This window comes from Leptolyngbya sp. PL-A3 (assembly GCF_039962325.1).
In the GTDB taxonomy this organism is placed as follows: Bacteria; Cyanobacteriota; Cyanobacteriia; order Elainellales; family Elainellaceae; genus Vacuolonema.
Genome location: NZ_JAMPLB010000003.1, coordinates 99,609 through 117,342, shown reverse-complemented (window position 1 = coordinate 117,342; position 17,734 = coordinate 99,609). Strand labels below are relative to the sequence as shown.

Below are 17,734 nucleotides of genomic sequence, written 5' to 3'. Positions count from 1 at the left end.
CTGAGCTTGATCCTGTACCCGAGCAGAAAATTTTTGAGTTGAGAAGAGAGACAAGGAATCTCTGTCAGCACGCTGTAATCGTGCTGCAAGCGAACATAACGTACACATGAGTTTATGCCTGGGATTAAGCTTGAGTTGGAGCTTCCATCAGTAAAATATCGCCTGTGTAATGAATGAGTGGATGGGGAACAACCTGAGCCGATCCATCACGATAAATCCATGACGGAGATATAAGTTAAGTGCCCTTGTATTTTGCCAAAACACAATCAACTCAGTTTTGAGAAATCACTTTCTACAACTTGTTAATGAGCGATCGCATAATCATCGCCAAGCGCTGCTGGACGAAATACCACTTTCATTACAACGGTCATCTTTTTACCTTCGTTTAGGATTTCCGAATGATGTAGTAATCGTTCTGAAAGTCATGAGCAAGCTGTTTAATTTCAACGTGCTTAAAACCAGCATCTGCCAACATTTGCAGGGCTTTTTCTGTACCCCACATCGTCCCTAAGCCCATACCTCCATAGGCTAGAGAAACCGTCATACAATGCATACAAGAAATGGTATAAAGCAGGGGAGCGATCGGATGTTCCAGATTCCCGGCAACATCTGTAGATGCGTGAATATCCTGCATCAGGTAAACGCCATCGGGACGCAGGGCTTTGCAGATGTTTTGCAGTACCACATCAGGTTTTGCCTGGTCATGAATAGCATCGAACGTCGTGATCCAATCGTAGCGATCGCACTCCTCCAGGGCTGCTGCATCTTTGACTTGAAACTGAATATTGTTCAGCTTCCGCATTCGTGCTTCGGCATTGGCCGTGGCGATCGCTTCCCCTGAAAAGTCGTAACCCGTGAAGCGGCTATTGGGAAATACTTCCGCAAGTTTGTTTAATGCCCGTCCGCAACCGCAACCCAGATCGAGCACATCAATGCCCCGATGCAACGCTTCAGTAAGGCCGGGAATCAGCGGTAATACATGATCAAAGAGAGCAGATACGACGCTTTGTCCACTGTCCTCTGCCATGACTGCATGGAAGCGCTTGTACTCCGAGTAGGGAACACCACCACCTTTGTAGAAACAGTCAATAATTTGTTCTTCTACGCCTCCTAACAGGGGGATGTACTGGGCAAAAACCGCCACATTGTCAGAGGCGACTGCACGGGTCAGGAAAGCGGCATGTTCGGCGGGTAGGCTGTAGGTTTTAGCGATCGCATCATATTCCACCATCCGACCGGTCACCATGGCACCAAGCCACTCCCGCACGTAGCGTTCGTTCAGCCCGGCAGCATCAGCGATTTGCTGGCTGGTCGAGGGTGGCAGCTCTGCCATCGTGTCGAATAGCTCGGTGCGGTGTCCGATGGAGACCATCAGGGCAAGCGCACCACTGTTGAGAATGCTCAGCATTTGTTCAGCAAATGCCTCAGCTTTACTAGAGTCGAATTCAGTTGGGTTAATCATTTGAGCTGTCATGGCTTCTCCTAAGTCGTAGATCCTGGTTGGTTTTCTGGTATCTGTCCTTAAGTTAGCGATCGCCCCGTTCCTAAACCGTTCCCGAACCGTTCCTGAACATTCCAGAGTTTTGCAGGTAAGGTATGGACTGAGCCAAGAACTAAAATCCTGAGAAGGGGAGTACAGGCGAATCTCACCTCCCCCTCCACAAGATTTTGTTTGACATCAGGCATTCCAACCTGTTTAGTTGAGTCGGGTGACTAATGTGTTTCTTCGAGGATTAAGGAGATTTCCAGTAATGAAATACCCCCAGAATGTTGGTGCTTTGCCCGCGAAGCGGGCAAAGCACCAACATTCTGGGTAAATTCTTATGCAGAAACCTCCTAACTTAAAGGCGATCGGTACCAACTCAGCAGGGCAACAGTAACGAGCAGACTTCCTGTTAGCAAAAGTGCGGTCTCGATTGACAGCAATTCAGTGAGCATTCCCATAAGCAGCAATCCAACTGGCCCAGCGGCGAAGTGGATCGCACTCATAGCTGTGAAGACTTGTCCTGCGATCGCCGCTGGCGTTTCTATTTGTAAAACCGTTTGCTCCAAAGGATTACCTACCCCCAGCAACAATCCTGCTAATGCCGTGAGAAGAACTACCTGATAGGGGTGGGTTGCAAAAGCACACAGAAGAATAGAACTGCCCGTCAGTAGCCAACCACCATAATAGATAACGGAATAGGAGCATCGCCGAGAAAGCCAGGAGAACGCCATAGCACTTAGGGTTGCGGTTAATCCAAAAACGGATAGAGCAATACCTAATAAGGGAATATTGTTGAGTTTTTGAGTGGCCAAAACGGGTAGCAATAGACTCAGAAAAGGTAAAAGCGCAGCATTTGTGACGATGCCTACAATGGCAAGAGACTTAAGTTGAGGATGCCCGAAAATAAATGCAATACCGGGCCAGGGAGATACTTCCGGGTGTTTTTGAGATGTCGTGCGGATGTGGGGGACTGCGATCGCAAATATAGCTGCACACCCGAGAAAGGTAACAGCATTCACAAGGAATGCAGGAACAATTCCTGTCAGGCTGATAACACCAACGCCAAGGATAGGCCCGATGAAATCTGCTGCATTTTCTAGGGTGCCACGCCAAGCATTAACCCGTTCGAGAGAGCGTTCAGATATCGCTGCTACGTTGACCACTAATGTTTGTCGTGCTGCCACTCCCGTCGGATCAAACAGCGCTCCCAACAGGACTAGCAGAAAAATTAAGGCGGGAGAAACGCGATCAAACGTCGTAAATACGAATGGCAATGCCAGCGTTGAAACGAAACTGAGCAAATCGGCTACAACACTCATTCGCCATGCTCCCAAGCGGTCAATGAATCGTCCTCCTACCACGGCCGCCAGGATGATTGGAATAATACTGGCAGTGCTGGCAATACCCGTCACCCAAGGGGAATGGGTGAATTGCAGCACCAGAATAGGAATGGCTACCGCTGCAATTTGATTCCCCAACAGGGACAGGAATTCTGCCACCATCAAACCCACTATGGGCATTGATTGAATTGTGAGTTTCATGGCTGCCCTGAAAGGGTTCTCAAGTGCCCTAATTGCGTCGAGCCTATATTAACCTGGCAATTCAAGAAGGCACAGCATTTTGTTTTTTATATGAGATTTGTATACGATCGCATTACAACAACTAAGCATGTGTTATGACATTTTAAAGAAGCTTTTTCTTATAGCTAGGATGTGTTTTAGAACTGATTAAAATAGTTGTTCTTTCAGGCTCGAAACGTACAAAAAAGCTTTAGAACAGACCCCAGCGAAAATTACCTGTTGAGCCCCTTCTTGCTGCTTCATAACTGAAAAATACAAACGACTCGTACTTGCATCATGATGTTCAAGATACAAAGGACTATTTTCTTAGCATTACTATTATTTCTTCCCGGATGCTCTGTCGTACACTACATGAATGAGGTGTCTATTGTCAGAACGGGTATTGCATCGGGTATTCCAGCTGCAACCATACCCTGTGTTGAAGTTCCAAGTTCTAACCAATTGGAAATGACTATTCGCTTAGAGATTGCCTCGGAAGTAGCGAATGCTCTCGCAGCAGGCGACTTTAAGACTTTAGAGGATTATTACAGCTTATACAGACAAAGGACAAGCCGAACCCCAGGGGGGCGATGGAAACTACAGATGTTTTATGCAGGTACGGACTTTGATCACCCTGACAACAAAAAAGATATCGCAGCGTTTGAAGCACAGTTATTGCAGTGGATGCAGGCATATCCTCAGTCGCCTGCTTCCCATATTGCTTATAGTCGGTTTCTACTAGATCGCGCCTGGCAGTTTAGAGGGGGCGGATATGCTCGTGAAGTTCCTCGTGAAGCGTGGGCTCCTTTTTATAAAAATGTTGAATTGGCGAGAGTTCATCTACAGCAAACTAGAGAGTTTGCAAGTGCCGATCCCCAATGGTATGTCAGTATGTTCAAAGTCGCTCAAGCCGAGTCTTGGAGCCGACTAGAAGTCAAAAAGCTATTACGAGAGGCATTATCTAAAGAGCCTTATTATCAGGAAACCTATCAAGCAGTATTTGATAATCTATCCCCTAAGTGGGGTGGCAGCTATCAGGAAGCTGAAACTTTCGCAGATGATGCTGTGACTATAACCAGTCAATGCGAAGGACAAGGAATGTATACGCGCATTTACTGGAGAGCGATTGATTCCAACACTGATTTTATAGACAATCCATTCGGAAGTTCGCGTGTGAGTTGGGAAAAGATGAAGCTGGGTTTTGAGGATATTATTGCCCGCTATCCTAGCGCATGGAATATCAATAATTTTGCTAGATTTGCATGTTTAGCCGGAGATCAGGAAACAACGAGACGATTGATCAATCAAATAGGCGATAAACCCATCTTAGAAGCATGGACGCAGAAAACTACGTTTGCAGATTGTCAAGCATGGGCATCTCAGTCTTCGCAGATTGCTAAGCATATAAGCCCTTTCGATCTGGCGAGGTACGAGAGATAGATGTGGGACAGGGTTCCATATCTGTCTCTCGTACCTCACCAAATTAAATACTGCAAGCCATAGATCATGCTTAACCTACGTTCCAAGCCATGCATCGCACCCAATAGGCACCGCTTTCAATAGCTTCCGTTCTGACTCACCAGGCGATGGCAATAAACAGTATGAGTAGAGCACAAAGGCTCGTTTGCGCTCTACTGGCTAAACCGTGACAGTATCGGGCCTATTTTCTAGAACAGGAAATAACGCTGGGCCATGGGTAGGACGCTAGCAGGCTCACAGGTAAGCAGTTCCCCATCGGCACGAACCTCGTAAGTTTCGGGATCTACTTCGATGTGGGGAGTTGCATCGTTCAGCTTCATGTCCTTCTTTGTAAGCTGCCGGATGTTAGAAACTGGAAGCGCTTGCCGTTTGAGCTTGAGCTGTTGGGGCACATCGTTTTCCATGGCCGCTTTGGAGAGGAAGGTGAACGAGGTGTGATGAATAGCACTGCCATAGCTAGCAAACATAGGCCGCATGTGTACGGGCTGCGGAGTTGGAATACTCGCGTTTGCATCTCCCATCTGCGCCCAGGCAATCAAACCGCCCTTCAACACCAGTTCCGGTTTGACCCCAAAGAAGGCCGGCCGCCAGAGGCAGAGATCTGCAAATTTGCCCACTTCTACAGAGCCAACATACTGAGAGATACCGTGAGTAATAGCGGGGTTGATGGTGTACTTGGCGACGTAACGTTTGGCACGGGTGTTATCGTTGCGATCGCTATCCCCTGCCAGCGCTCCCCGCTGCACCTTCATCTTGTGCCCCGTCTGCCAGGTACGAATAATCACTTCCCCAATTCGTCCCATGGCCTGAGAGTCCGAAGAGATAATACTAAAGGCTCCCAGGTCATGCAGGATATCCTCAGCGGCGATTGTCTCCCTCCGAATCCGCGACTCTGCGAAGGCCACATCTTCCGGGATGCTGCGATCGAGGTGGTGGCAGACCATCAGCATATCCAGGTGTTCTTCCAGGGTGTTGATAGTGTAGGGGCGAGTGGGGTTGGTAGAGGAAGGCAAGACGTTTAGTTCACCGCAGACTTTGATAATGTCCGGAGCGTGACCACCACCTGCCCCTTCCGTATGGTAAGTGTGGATACAACGGCCTTTGAATGCAGCGATGGTATCCTCCACAAACCCTGCTTCGTTCAGGGTATCAGTGTGAATTGCAACCTGCACATCGTATTGATCCGCAACGGTGAGACAGGTATCGATCGCTGCTGGAGTTGTCCCCCAGTCTTCGTGGAGCTTGAGGCCGATCGCCCCCGCTTCCACCTGCTCGTTCAGTCCTTTCTCCTGGCTGCTGTTGCCCTTACCCAAAAAGCCAATGTTCATCGGGAAGGCTTCCGCCGCTTCCAGCATGCGATAAATGTTCCAGGCTCCGGGGGTACAGGTCGTTGCGTTGGTACCTGCCGCTGGCCCGGTGCCGCCGCCGATCATGGTGGTAATACCGGAGGCGATCGCCACCTCAATCTGCTGCGGGCAAATGAAGTGAATGTGGGTATCCAGGCCACCCGCCGTGAGGATCATGCCTTCCCCGGCGATCGCCTCGGTACTCGGCCCAATAATAATATTTACGTTGTCTTGAATCTGGGGATTTCCGGCTTTACCGATCGCTGCAATCTTACCGTCCTTAATCCCCACATCCGCTTTAACGATGCCCCACCAATCCAGAATCAGCGCATTGGTAATGACCAGATCCACCGCACCATCTTCACGGGAAATGGGTGACTGCCCCATGCCATCACGGATCACCTTGCCGCCGCCAAACTTTACCTCATCCCCGTAGGTGGTGTAGTCCTGCTCTACCTCAATGATTAGAGCCGTGTCAGCCAGGCGGATGCGATCGCCCACCGTAGGGCCAAAGGTGTCGGCATAGGCGCGTCGATCCATGCGATAGCTCATCGTCAATCTCCCTTCCGTCAAGTCTTAAGCGGGTTGTTTGGCAACCAACCGCAAATTGTCGCAGGCAACGGCCCCATCAACGGTGCGATAGATAACCAACGCAAAGCGTATCACAGGGCTTTCGCAAAGCTTCCAGACTTTCGGGAAATTTAGCGATTGGGCTGGGATTCGGTTTGTAGCTTCCCTAAAATGGAATCAATACCTGCTGATGCCCCAAAAGCAGGGATGCATGAGGAACCTATGGCTCAGGTGTTTGCTGTTACGGATGCGGTCAAAAGTCTTGCGGAGGCTGAAGCCAAGCTCAACTTGAGTCGTGCGGAAGAATCGTTTTTCGAGGAGTGGTGTTCAGCCTTACCGCCTATCAGCGCAACTGAGCAGACTGCCTTAGACACCATACGCCGCCGATTGCTATATCACAGAGCCGATGGAGAACTGTTGGAGGGGGCTGTAACTCTACTGGTTGCATCACCGCTTTTGGAGCTAGCAGGTTTTTATGACCCGCCATTCAAGATGAAGGCGGAAGCTGCGATTGAAATTGCCCTCAGCGATGGAGAAGAAATTCTACGGGGACGGATTGACATTTTGATTTTGCAGCAGCAACTTTGGGTGATGGTGCTGGAATCGAAGAAGACTATGATTTCAACGCGCTCAGCTCTGCCGCAAGCACTGGTTTATATGATGGCAAACCCTAATGCTGAGAAACCTAGATTTGGTGTGCTCACAAATGGTGATGACATTGTGTTCATCAAACTTGTGACGCGACCAACACCTCAGTACGCTTTGTCGCGGGCTTTTTCGATCTATACAGTCGCAAGTGAATTGCAAGCAGCATTTCAAGTGTTGAAGCGGTTGGGAGAGGCGATCGCAAACACCGCTGCATAAATCTGGGCTGATTTAGGAAGTAAGGTTGTGGGGAGGGCGATCGCCATTGAAATAACTACCCAGATTTCAATGGGTACGTTTCTTAATTTCAGCGATCGGCAGCAATAAGGTTTCCTCGATCTCTTCCCGCACACCCCGGCTGACATAACAATCGCTATTGAGGCAAGCCACTAACAGTTTGTTGGCCTCGTAATACTGCTTCAGTTGTTGCTTCTGAGCATCACTAAAATGCCAGTCATAGCCAATATTGCGGTGTTCAATCATTACGGCTTGTAGTTGACTGGCCCATGCTTGTATATTCTGTAGACACCACTCCACTGTAATATCACTTATCTGTTTAGGATCTGGTAGCTGAGCAAGTAGGTTTTCTAGATGAGTTAGGAGTACGTACTCCTGCTTACTGTTTAACTGGCGTAGGAAATAACAGGCACGAGAAAAGTCGTAATTACAAACGATAGTGCGGACAATAGCATAGGTATAGGCAACTTCGGTAGATTCGTTAATCTTGTCATAGGCAAGGGCAACGGAAAGAGCACGGTTAAGAGCACGGTCAAAATCAATATCAAAATTGAGAACAAGGGTATAGCTGAGGGTAAGATCACGAGTGAGGGCACAGTCAAGGGCATTATCAAGGGCACAGTCATAGCCACGCAGATTGTAATTGTAGTCACGTTCAAAACTGAGGGTGAAATAGAAGGCACGAACAGCCGCAGATTTGTAAGAAGTATGGGTAGACAATGATTTTTCAAAAACCCAGCTTAAAAATCCTTGAAGGCCTAGATCTTTAGCTAACAAATCATCCGTAGCCTGTTTGAGTTGTCGCAACAACTCGTCTGCTGGGAGTACCATTCCCACCGTCAGTAAGACGACTTCCCGCCATCGTTTCTCAGTCAAATTTTGGGTCAAGGGCTGAAAGTTTGCCTTTTCTTTGATGTCTCGCGCCGCAAAGTACTCATGAAAAGTGAGATGAGAAAAGGAATAAATGCCACGGGCACATTCTACAAACAAACCATGCTGAGCTTCGATGGATTTCAACACAGCTTCGCTGTCTAGTTCCAAGGTTTGCCCGTCCCTGCTGGCTTCGGGCAGATGCGCAATAAACTCCCGAATTTGCTGTTCCAGGTCTTTTTGCTTAAAAAAGTAACTGCCAGCTTCAAAAGTGTGATAGGCAATGTGACTGAGTAGGTTTTCCTTGCCTGGCAGAGACAGCTTTTTGTAAACCTGATCACGCTCAATATTGCGCTTCACATCCCACTTTTTTAGCAGCACATCCACGCCCCTCTTGTAGAATTCAGCGCGGTTTACCGGAAACTCACTGGAGTCTTCAAATGCTAGGCAAAGCAGCATCAACAACAAGGGGCTACTGGCTAATTCGCGAATCGGCGGATGAGCTTTTAGCGCCGCCAAAAACCGTTCTGCTCTGACCTCATCCTGTTTACAGCGAAACCATTTTCCAGCAATATCCGCAATCTGGTCATTATCAAAATCTGCGACTTCCACCTCCGTAAATCGTTCAAAGATGTACTCATGGGCAGCAATCCGGCAGGTGATAACAAAGGCATTACGGGCATAATATTCAGAAAACTGTTGGATTTGGCGCAACACTCGCGAGGCATCCGTTTCGCGCACTTCATCCAATCCATCCAGGAGAATGAGGGCGCGTCCTTCTCTCAGAAGTGTCTGTAAAGATTCAACACCTACAACCGTTTTGGACAGGGCTGGTTGCCCCTCTCCCGCTGCTGAAATCAAGGTACTCAAGTAGGCCAACACATTTGGTTGCTCCTCTGCTTCTGCAAAATCCTTGAGGGTCACAAACAGGGGCACGCGATCGGCCTGAAACTGGCCTCCGATACACTGGATCGCCAGGTGCTTTAGAAACGTGGTTTTCCCGGCTCCCGGCTTACCCAAAATCATCAGCTTGTTGTGCTGCTCGACAGCTTCCAATCCCGGAACCCGCTTTTCTGCGACCCCTCCCAGGCTAAACCGCTCAAAGTCTTCTGGTGAGACTTGTGCCAACAATTGCTCTAGATTCAACCCTCTACGCGCGGTGATTTTTTCCAAAATGTTGGCGTGGGTATAGATCTCGCCCAGACCGATCGGTTGCGCCATATCCAACACGCGCATCGTCCCACACCGTTCTTGAATAAGAGGGCGAATGCGATCGCGCATCTCCCGCACCATCTCATCCATATCAGGCTTTTCTGAGGATGGCTCAACCTCTAAAACCGCCACATCCTCAACCCTCACCCCCAATAGCTGACAAAGCTCCTCAAACGTAACCCGCTCAATCGCTTCTCCCCGAAGCAACCGGGTAATTGGCTGACGGGTTTTCAAACCAAGCTCGTCTTTCAGCTCATCCTGCTTCCAACCATCCCGCTTGATTGCCTTGCGGATGATTTGAATGCCCTCTGCGGATGCTCGAAGCGATCGCCCAGTCATAGAAAACCAAAAATTTCAAAAATTTTGCTGTTCTAGTTTTAGCTCATGCAACTCATACAACTCACGCATCAGATCTCACGCACACACTGACGATGCTAGTGGAGTCGATTTGCAGAGGCTCCTATGAACAAGAAACAGTGGATTAAATTAATCGGATTCGTGGTCGTGAGTGGTGCTACCTGGCTCAATCCCAGTGCTGGCTTTCTGATCTTTCTACTCAAGCTGTGCTTTCACATCCTTAAGGCATTGCAGGAGAAGCCGCAGAACCACCCACGCCAAAATCCTGAAATTGGATGAGGTGATTAGGGCAATAACTTCTCAGAATGGGGAGTGTCAAAGGGTGGAATGTGAGTGAAGGCGATCGCACCACTCAGCGCAGAACTCCTCCAGCATAGGAACCTGCCAACCCTTGATCGCCCCTTCTGGTTATCAGGTCAAATCTATGCAAATGAAAACGACGTACACCAACCCCGTCTACAGCCAGTACTTCGCAGACCCTTTCGTTTGGCAGCATGAAGGGATTTATTACGCAATCGGTACAGGGCCAGCGGAAGCCGCCGGAGAGGTGGATGAAGTTGGTCAGCGATATGTTTTCCCACTACTGCAATCGGAAGATTTGATCAACTGGCATGAGGCCGGAAAGGCACTTCAGCGGCCTGATCCAGCTCTAGGAGACAACTTTTGGGCTCCGGAGATGGCCTACTGCGATGGGCGTTTCTACCTCTACTATTCCGTTGGGCATGAGGATAAGAACCATCAGTTACGGGTGGCAACGAGCGATCGCCCCCTTGGCCCCTACAAAGACTGCGGTGTAACCCTGGTCGATCCCAAAACCACACCTTTTGCCATCGACCCCCACGCTTTTCAGGATGATGACGGGCAGTGGTATTTGTTCTATGCCCAGGATTTTCTGGATGCTGAAGGCGGCATTCGGGCAGGCACAGCGTTAATGGTCGATCGCCTGGAAAGCATGACCAAATTGGCAGGTGAGGGTAGGGTTGTACTGCGGGCACGTTCTGACTGGCAGCGGTTTCTGCGCGATCGCCCCATGTATGGCGGCATCTACGATTGGCACACGTTAGAAGGCCCCTGCGTTCGCAAACATGAGGGGCGCTATTACTGCTTTTACAGTGGTGGACGGTGGGAAACCGACAGCTACGGTGTTGATTATGGAGTAGCAGATCACGTTATGGGGCCATATTCCGATGCAGGCAATGAGGAGGGGCCACGGGTGTTGCGATCGCATCCCGGCTATGTTCTCGGCCCCGGCCACAACTCCATTACCCTTGGCCCCGATCGTCAAACCGAGTACATCATCTATCATGCCTGGGATGTCAACATGGAAGCCCGCCGCATGTGCATTGACCCGTTGCAATGGACAGCGGAAGGCCCCCGCTGTCCCGGCCCCACCTGGACACCACAGGAATTACGCTAATTTCCGCCACTCCCACTATTTTGAGTGTCGCTCCTGATACTCGAACTAATCGGGTGTATCCCACTTTTGCAAATTTGGAAATCCACTTTTGTAGGTGAAGCGGGCTTCGTCCGCTTCACCTACAAAAGTGGGATGCACCCAACTAATCTGGGTTCGGGTTAAGGAAATTTTCGAGTGCCACGCAGCATGCGGCACTCAAAAATTTCCATTTTGGTTTACCCCAAATTAAGGTTAATGAACGTGACCAAGGCTATAGATGATAGAAAAAGATGCTTGGCGCTAAGCGCCAAGCATCTTTTGAGTTCTCTCAATTACATTTCAGCTTCTAACCAAAGTAATTCAATACAGGTAGCGTGGAGGCTGTTGTATCAGCCAAGGGCATCTTAATTCCTGTCACATCTACAATCAAATCTGTAGCGGCCTGGAATCCTGCCTGCGTATCGTTCACCCCGATGTACTGACGTTGCTGCCAGATAAACATCACGGCCTCTGAGGCCCCCAGGGTCTGACTCCCCGCTAAAGCTAAATCTTTATCGGCAAAAGCCACCTGAGATGCGGCTGCAAGTGTGGTACCGCTGACAGTTCCGAGATTAAACATGGCCTGGGGCACATTAGGAGTTCCCAGATTGTTATCGTAGTCAAGGCGAATGCGATCGGCTGCTGTCGGCGCAAAATCCGTGATTCGATCGGGGGCAGCGACCAGAGATTGTTGCAACGCCCCCGCTAAGGATGTACTTGAGTAGATGAAGCGATCGCTTCCTAGCCCTCCTGTTAGGGTATCGCCACCCTTACCACCTAGCAGCACATCAATGCCATCCCCACCGGAAATGACATCAGCACCATCGGTCCCATTCAGGCGATCGGCTCCCGCGGTGCCCTGAATAACATTGGAGGTGCTGGGGCTAGGGCTAGGGCTAGAGCTAGGACTAGCAATAAACTCTTCAGCACCGACATCAATCTGAGCATCACGGGTGGTACCGCTTTGGTCGATATTAGGGGCACCAGTAAGAACCCCGGTGTTGATGGCGGCACTACCAGAGAGGAGTGCATGGCTCAGCAAGAAAGTATGGCCATTGGTCGCCAATGCCGCCAGCTTCGCATCTACAAAACGGATGTTTTGTACAGCCACATCATCATTAGCCCGTCCTGTCTGAATATTGCCACCACCGTTAGTCAGGGGTCGGTTTGTGTGTTGCTGAATATTCCAGGTATTGCCTCCATTGCCAGCAGTATTGCGGTAGAAGATGGTGTTGCGTGCGGTCACGGTATAGCCGCTTGCAGCAAGAATGCCCCCACCTACCCAGCCAGCATAGTTGTTGGCAATGGTGCTATTCACAATGGTGGTATTGCCACGCAACACCATCCCGCCCCCCAGGCGATTGTAGTCGTTACCATTGGCTCGGTTTGCCGAAAAGGTGCTGTTTGTGATAGCTGTTGGTGCATTCATCATCCACAGGCCACCCCCCTGGTTTGAAGCAATATTGCTGACAAAGGAAGTGCGGTTGAGATTTAACCCTCGGTTCACCTCGTTGCTCATCAGCACTAAAGCGCCCCCATTGCCAGCACTGCCACCGCCCGTCAAAGCCCGCACCGAGTTGTTCTGGAACAACGTTGTACCAATATCTACGCGATCCTGTCCAGCCGTGTAGATGTAGGCAGCTCCCCCTTCTCCCTGGCCCTGGTTTCCTTGAAAAACGGTGCCGTTAATGTTCACAAAGCCGGAGGTCTGGGTCGTAGAACTGGCTCGATCTACATATAGAGCACCGCCATACCCTCGCAGGAAATCATTGGGCTGACCCGAGTCAAATCGGCCCGAGAGGGTGTTGTTATTGACAAAGCGACTGTTGGTAATGGTGAGTTTACCGTTCAGGCTATTCACTGCACCACCATTGATCCCTGTGTTGCCGGTGAAGGAGGTGTTTTCAATGGTGAGAGCGCCAGGGCTAGCAAAGGCGATCGCTCCCGCTCCCCGCTCATTATTTCCCGCGACGGCCCGGTTATTTTCAAAACGGCTACCCGATACCCGAAGATTATTTTCCCAGGGGCTGTAAATCGCTCCACCTGCTTCGTTAGCCACGTTTCGCAAGAAGCTGACACTTTGCACAATGATAGAAGCTCGATGTTCTCCCCGAATAGCGCCGCCGTTCTCAGCGGTGAACCCATCCACCAGGGAAAGGTTCTTGATGGTAAAGGTGGTGGGAAGGCTCTGATTGGATTGGACGTGGAAGATGCGGGTGACGCGGTTGCCACTGATGCCGACATTAGTAACGCCAGTGCCATCAATGGTGATATTGCGGCCCGCCGGGATGGTGATTTCGCTACTGAGGGTAATGACCTGATTTGCAAGGCTTGGGTCAAAGTTAATCACAGTGCCAGAGACGGCACGGGAGACCGCATCCCGCAACGACCCGGCCCCGCTATTAGCCGTATTGGTAACTGTAATAACGTTGAGCGTACCTGTGTAACCCGCAACTTGAGTAACCTGGGTTTCAATTTTTCCGGTTACAACTTCCAAATCCCAGTCGCCCCCAGCTCCGGTCAGGTCATTGGAGGCCGCTACGTCAGCTCCAGTTAGCTCGCTGAGCCGTTGAATGAAGGCGTTACCTTCAGCCGCCACATCGCAGCCATAGAGCAGAATATCAGCCGTTTCTGTGAGGGCATTGGCCCATTGGCTAATCTGGCCTGCCGAATCATTCAAATGGCCCACAGTGACCTGGCTTCCCCCCAATTGCAGCAATCCCGCGCTGCCATGGGAGAAGATTTCGATGCTCCCAACCCCCGATCGCCCAGCCAAAGCCTGAGAAATCTGCATCAGCCCATCCTGCTCAGAATTGAGCAGAATAACTTCTGTACCAGGTTTCAAGCCGCTGATAAGCCCACTCTTATCGGTCAGAGAAGCATCAATGAAGGCGATCGCCCGCCCGGTAGATCCAGCAGTCAGGTTAGCCATAATCCAATTCCTCTGAAATAGTGTGAATAGGTTGGTCGTGCAAAGTGACGAACAGGAATGCAATTGCAGCCCCTCTCTAGGGCGGCGATGCAATGTCGATGCCCAGGATGCTCAGTTCCGTAGAAGCAGATAGAGACGATCTGCCTGCGGAAAAGCATTTGAACACGTTTGACGATGAATGTGCAGACTCAGCCGCACCCTTTCAGCGAACGGCACGCAACGTTCGAAGTCGTCTACGGCCGAAGGGTGAGCACAAAACAGGGAAGTGAGATCGACAGGAACATCCAGGAAGCGTTTTAGACGCTAAAAATCGAAGTCAGCCTTTGGCTGCCATGAGCCAAAGTCAGACCTCATCCGCGGTAAGAGCACGCCTCTACAGCCTAGTGATAACCGCCCCAGTGATGATTCGTGTTTCGTGAGATTACGGAAACTTGTATTGCAGAATTTCAGTGAAATGCCCGTAAATCCTCGCGTTTGCAAAAAGTTCCTGGAATAGCGATTTAATTCACCAGGCAAATTTCAAGCTTTCTTGGAATATAAACCCCTATTACTTCCGCAAAAATACGGGAACCTATTTCACAGTCCCTTGAGCATGGGTGACACGAATATACGGTAAAATCTACCGCCTATGGCATAGGCCATCTATTCACAAAGGCAGTATATTCCATCTGAAGAAATATTTATTTGACGCGAGGTCACAGATTTAATACGAGGTTACGACTGCGATCGCAAATCAAGAGGTCATCCAAAAAATATTGTGAAGATTAGATAGTTGACATTAAAAACAAATATGTGCTTTTTCTTAATCAGTCTAGATGTCATTTATTACCTGGAGCAAGTGAATAAACGGGCACAATTACTGCGACAGAGATTGCAGCAATACTAATATATAAGCAACTCAAGTATTATTGACGCATTACATAAGCTAAACGAATTAGAAACCAACACCAAAATTTATTCTCTTTTACGTGAAACTACATTGATCAGCAAACAGATATAAAACAACAATAATTACACGTACACTACAAGTTACTTTTGATACATCATGCTGGCCGAGGAATAAACAACCTTTATCATGAAAGGTAAGCAGGAATTATAAATTGGATAAGTTGTGAATTGAGCAGGAATATCGAATTAAATAAGTACAATAACCGTTATACAAGAATTACAGTTTATTTAACTCACCTTTCAAAGGTAGAAAAACATTTGAAGAGAACACGTAGACATGCAAGTATCAATGAAACGTATAGAGTTATAAAATCTACTCCTATATTTGGCTCAAACGTAAGTGTTACGATCGAGCGAACAAGTAGCCATGCCACATCTTAGAACGTTGTAATCGTGTTCTTGGCAAGGATTAGAGCTATTTTTGGGTAGCCTAAGCTTATAAACAGATAACTGGTAGAGACAAAATAAAACACACTTTCCTCATTTATCTATCTGTCCAAAGGTAGAGGATACGCGGATGACCGGGGGTTCCTTGCTAGCTGAGACTTTGCTATAGATGTAACGCAAAGATTGAGATGGCAAGTATTCGAGATATTGCAGGGTACTATCGCCCTTACTGGGCGGTAGCGTTGCTCAGTACTGTAGGAATCAGCACCTTTCAACTTATTGATTTGGTCGCTCCCTACACGATGGGGCAATTACTCAATGCCCTATCCGACCAACCTGTTGATGAAATTGTGCAGAGACTGGTCAACACGGTGGCGCGGTTCACACAGAAGCCGAGCGATCGCACCCTCACCCTCAGCGTGCTGCTCGGTATTATTTTCATGACAACCGTAGTCCGCGCGCCTATCCAGCCCTGGATTAGTTCCTGGCTCAGTTGGAGTACAGCATTGCGGGCGCGACGAGATAACTTTCGAAAGTCTCTAGAAAAACTATTAACGTTACCTGTTGCCTTTTACGACGAGAATAATTCGGGGCGTATATCAGGGCGTATTACGAGTGGAATCACTCACCATACCTGGGCCTTTGGCGAAGTCGCTGGACAACTCATTCCAAAACTCTGTCGGTTGTTTGGCATTTTCATTATTGTCAGCTTTATCGAGTGGCGAATCGCTGTTGTCTTGCTAGTTTCCTTTGTATTGATCCTGAGTATTAACTTGAAGGGATTGCGACAATTGGTGCAACAGGAAAAACGTGTTGAACGTTACCGCGAGGATACCGATAGCCGTACTGCTGAAATTGTCAACAACATCAAGACAGTCAAGGCATTTGCTACCGAAGCTACCGAGCTAAAACGCCAGGCAGAGCGGCTGGAGCGCGAATACAAAGTTCTGCATCATCGCATACATACAGGTTATGTCAAGCTTACCTGTCGGCAAAATACACTGGTGCAATGTTGCGTCTTCTCAGTGTTGTCTTTTACGCTGCTCGCAGCGGCTCAGCATCGGATTTCTTTAGGGCACTTCATCACCACCTTCACGATCGCCAACATGGCCTATGCAGAATTAACTCCCATTCATAACCTCACTGAAACCCTGGCGAAACGTTACATTCCCATGCTGCGATTCCATGAGTTGATGCAGCAGCCTGCTGGAAGTGACGCTCCGACGGAAATTGCAACATTGCCGTGCGATCGCCAGCAATATCGTTTCACGGGAAAAGTCCACTTTTCAAACCTATCCTTCGGTTACAACCCTGAACGTGGGGTACTGCACAACATTAATTTGCTGATTGAACCCTGCCAAACGGTCGCACTCGTTGGCCGTTCCGGTTCCGGTAAATCGACGCTAGTGAAACTGCTGTTCCGCTACTTTGAGCCTGAGTACGGTCGCATCCTGATTGACGGAGAGGACATCCGCAAGCTAGATGTTGCCTCATTCCGTCGCCGCTTGGCTATCGTTCATCAAGACGTAGATTTATTTAACGGAACGCTGTTAGAAAACCTTCTCTATGGCAATCCCACAGCAACAATGGAACAGGTGCGGGAAGCGTGTCGTATCGCCCAGGCTGAAGATTTCATTGAACAATTGCCCGAAGGCTATCACACAACGGTTGGTGAGCGTGGGGTACGGCTGTCAGGTGGACAACGACAGCGGCTGGGTATCGCTCGTGCACTGCTGGTTGATCCTGACGTGCTAGTGTTTGACGAAGCCACCTCTAGCCTGGATTACGAATCAGAGCGAGCAATTCAGCAAGCGATGCAGTCTATTTTAGGAACCCGTACGACTATCATCATTGCCCATCGGCTGAGTACCATTCGCGATGCTGACAAGATCGTGGTGCTGGATCAAGGTACCATTGCCGAGGTTGGCCGACACGATGAATTATTTAATAGGCAAGGTGTTTATCATCGGCTACACACATTGCAAGAAGCATCCATTGATGCCCCAGTAACGGCATGACAGTAGTCTGGATACTTCTTCTGAACGTGTTGATTTTGCCTACATAATGTGTACACAGAATCAAGACTCTTAGAAGGTTGAACTCATGGCGCGGTAAGCTCCATTGTACCTGACAACTGAAGTTTTCCTCTCAAGCAATCTCAACATGGACTGTGCATAGGGTATCTCGCACAGTCCATATTTTCATATTTGAATTCTTTAAATCTGGTTGGCATTAAAAACAGCTTTCAATCAATAATCCAACCTCATCAAT

11 protein-coding genes are annotated in these 17,734 nt (G+C 49.0%); 5 read left to right on the top strand and 6 right to left on the bottom strand.

Annotated elements, in window-relative coordinates:
* Positions 1-385 precede the first annotated feature (385 nt).
* The 3 genes from NDI52_RS03960 to NDI52_RS03950 form a co-directional block, all read right to left on the bottom strand.
* Positions 386-1,474, bottom strand: a complete 1,089-nt coding sequence (locus tag NDI52_RS03960) for a class I SAM-dependent methyltransferase (RefSeq protein ID WP_190770908.1) — start codon at positions 1,472-1,474, stop codon at positions 386-388.
* Positions 1,475-1,521: 47 nt separating this feature from the next.
* Entirely contained in the window at positions 1,522-1,686 is a 165-nt protein-coding gene (locus NDI52_RS03955) for a hypothetical protein (protein ID WP_190770907.1), read from the bottom strand.
* Positions 1,687-1,836: 150 nt separating this feature from the next.
* A complete protein-coding gene (locus NDI52_RS03950) occupies positions 1,837-3,027 on the bottom strand; it encodes an MFS transporter (RefSeq protein ID WP_190789520.1) in 1,191 nt (396 codons plus the stop codon).
* Between the two features lie 315 nt (positions 3,028-3,342).
* On the opposite strand from NDI52_RS03950, the gene NDI52_RS03945 reads away from it, so the two are divergent.
* The gene (locus tag NDI52_RS03945) at positions 3,343-4,485 is read left to right on the top strand and encodes a DUF4034 domain-containing protein (protein WP_190772360.1); all 1,143 of its coding nucleotides are present in this window, start codon (positions 3,343-3,345) and stop codon (positions 4,483-4,485) included.
* Positions 4,486-4,712: 227 nt separating this feature from the next.
* Here the strand turns inward: NDI52_RS03945 and ureC are convergent, their stop codons facing one another.
* Positions 4,713-6,422, bottom strand: coding sequence for an urease subunit alpha (gene ureC / locus NDI52_RS03940; protein WP_190772361.1), 1,710 nt, complete (start codon positions 6,420-6,422; stop codon positions 4,713-4,715).
* A 240-nt stretch (positions 6,423-6,662) separates the two neighbouring features.
* On the opposite strand from ureC, the gene NDI52_RS03935 reads away from it, so the two are divergent.
* Positions 6,663-7,304 (top strand): type I restriction enzyme HsdR N-terminal domain-containing protein, encoded by a 642-nt coding sequence (locus NDI52_RS03935; protein WP_190772368.1) that lies wholly within the window; start codon positions 6,663-6,665, stop codon positions 7,302-7,304.
* A 66-nt stretch (positions 7,305-7,370) separates the two neighbouring features.
* Here NDI52_RS03935 and NDI52_RS03930 read toward each other — a convergent pair whose 3' ends face one another.
* Positions 7,371-9,743 (bottom strand): NACHT domain-containing NTPase, encoded by a 2,373-nt coding sequence (locus NDI52_RS03930; RefSeq protein ID WP_190772362.1) that lies wholly within the window; start codon positions 9,741-9,743, stop codon positions 7,371-7,373.
* Between the two features lie 123 nt (positions 9,744-9,866).
* Between NDI52_RS03930 and NDI52_RS03925 the strand changes: the two genes are divergently transcribed.
* Entirely contained in the window at positions 9,867-10,040 is a 174-nt protein-coding gene (locus NDI52_RS03925) for a hypothetical protein (protein WP_190772363.1), read from the top strand.
* 151 nt (positions 10,041-10,191) lie between these two features.
* Positions 10,192-11,178 carry a glycoside hydrolase family 43 protein gene (locus tag NDI52_RS03920; RefSeq protein ID WP_190772369.1) on the top strand — a complete coding sequence of 329 codons (987 nt, stop codon included), beginning with the start codon at positions 10,192-10,194 and terminating at the stop codon, positions 11,176-11,178.
* 325 nt (positions 11,179-11,503) lie between these two features.
* Here the strand turns inward: NDI52_RS03920 and NDI52_RS03915 are convergent, their stop codons facing one another.
* On the bottom strand, positions 11,504-14,128 hold the full coding sequence (locus NDI52_RS03915) for a DUF4347 domain-containing protein (protein WP_190772364.1): 2,625 nt from the start codon (positions 14,126-14,128) through the stop codon (positions 11,504-11,506).
* A 1,523-nt stretch (positions 14,129-15,651) separates the two neighbouring features.
* On the opposite strand from NDI52_RS03915, the gene NDI52_RS03910 reads away from it, so the two are divergent.
* Positions 15,652-17,481 carry an ABC transporter ATP-binding protein gene (locus tag NDI52_RS03910; protein WP_190772365.1) on the top strand — a complete coding sequence of 610 codons (1,830 nt, stop codon included), beginning with the start codon at positions 15,652-15,654 and terminating at the stop codon, positions 17,479-17,481.
* Positions 17,482-17,734: the final 253 nt, after the last annotated feature.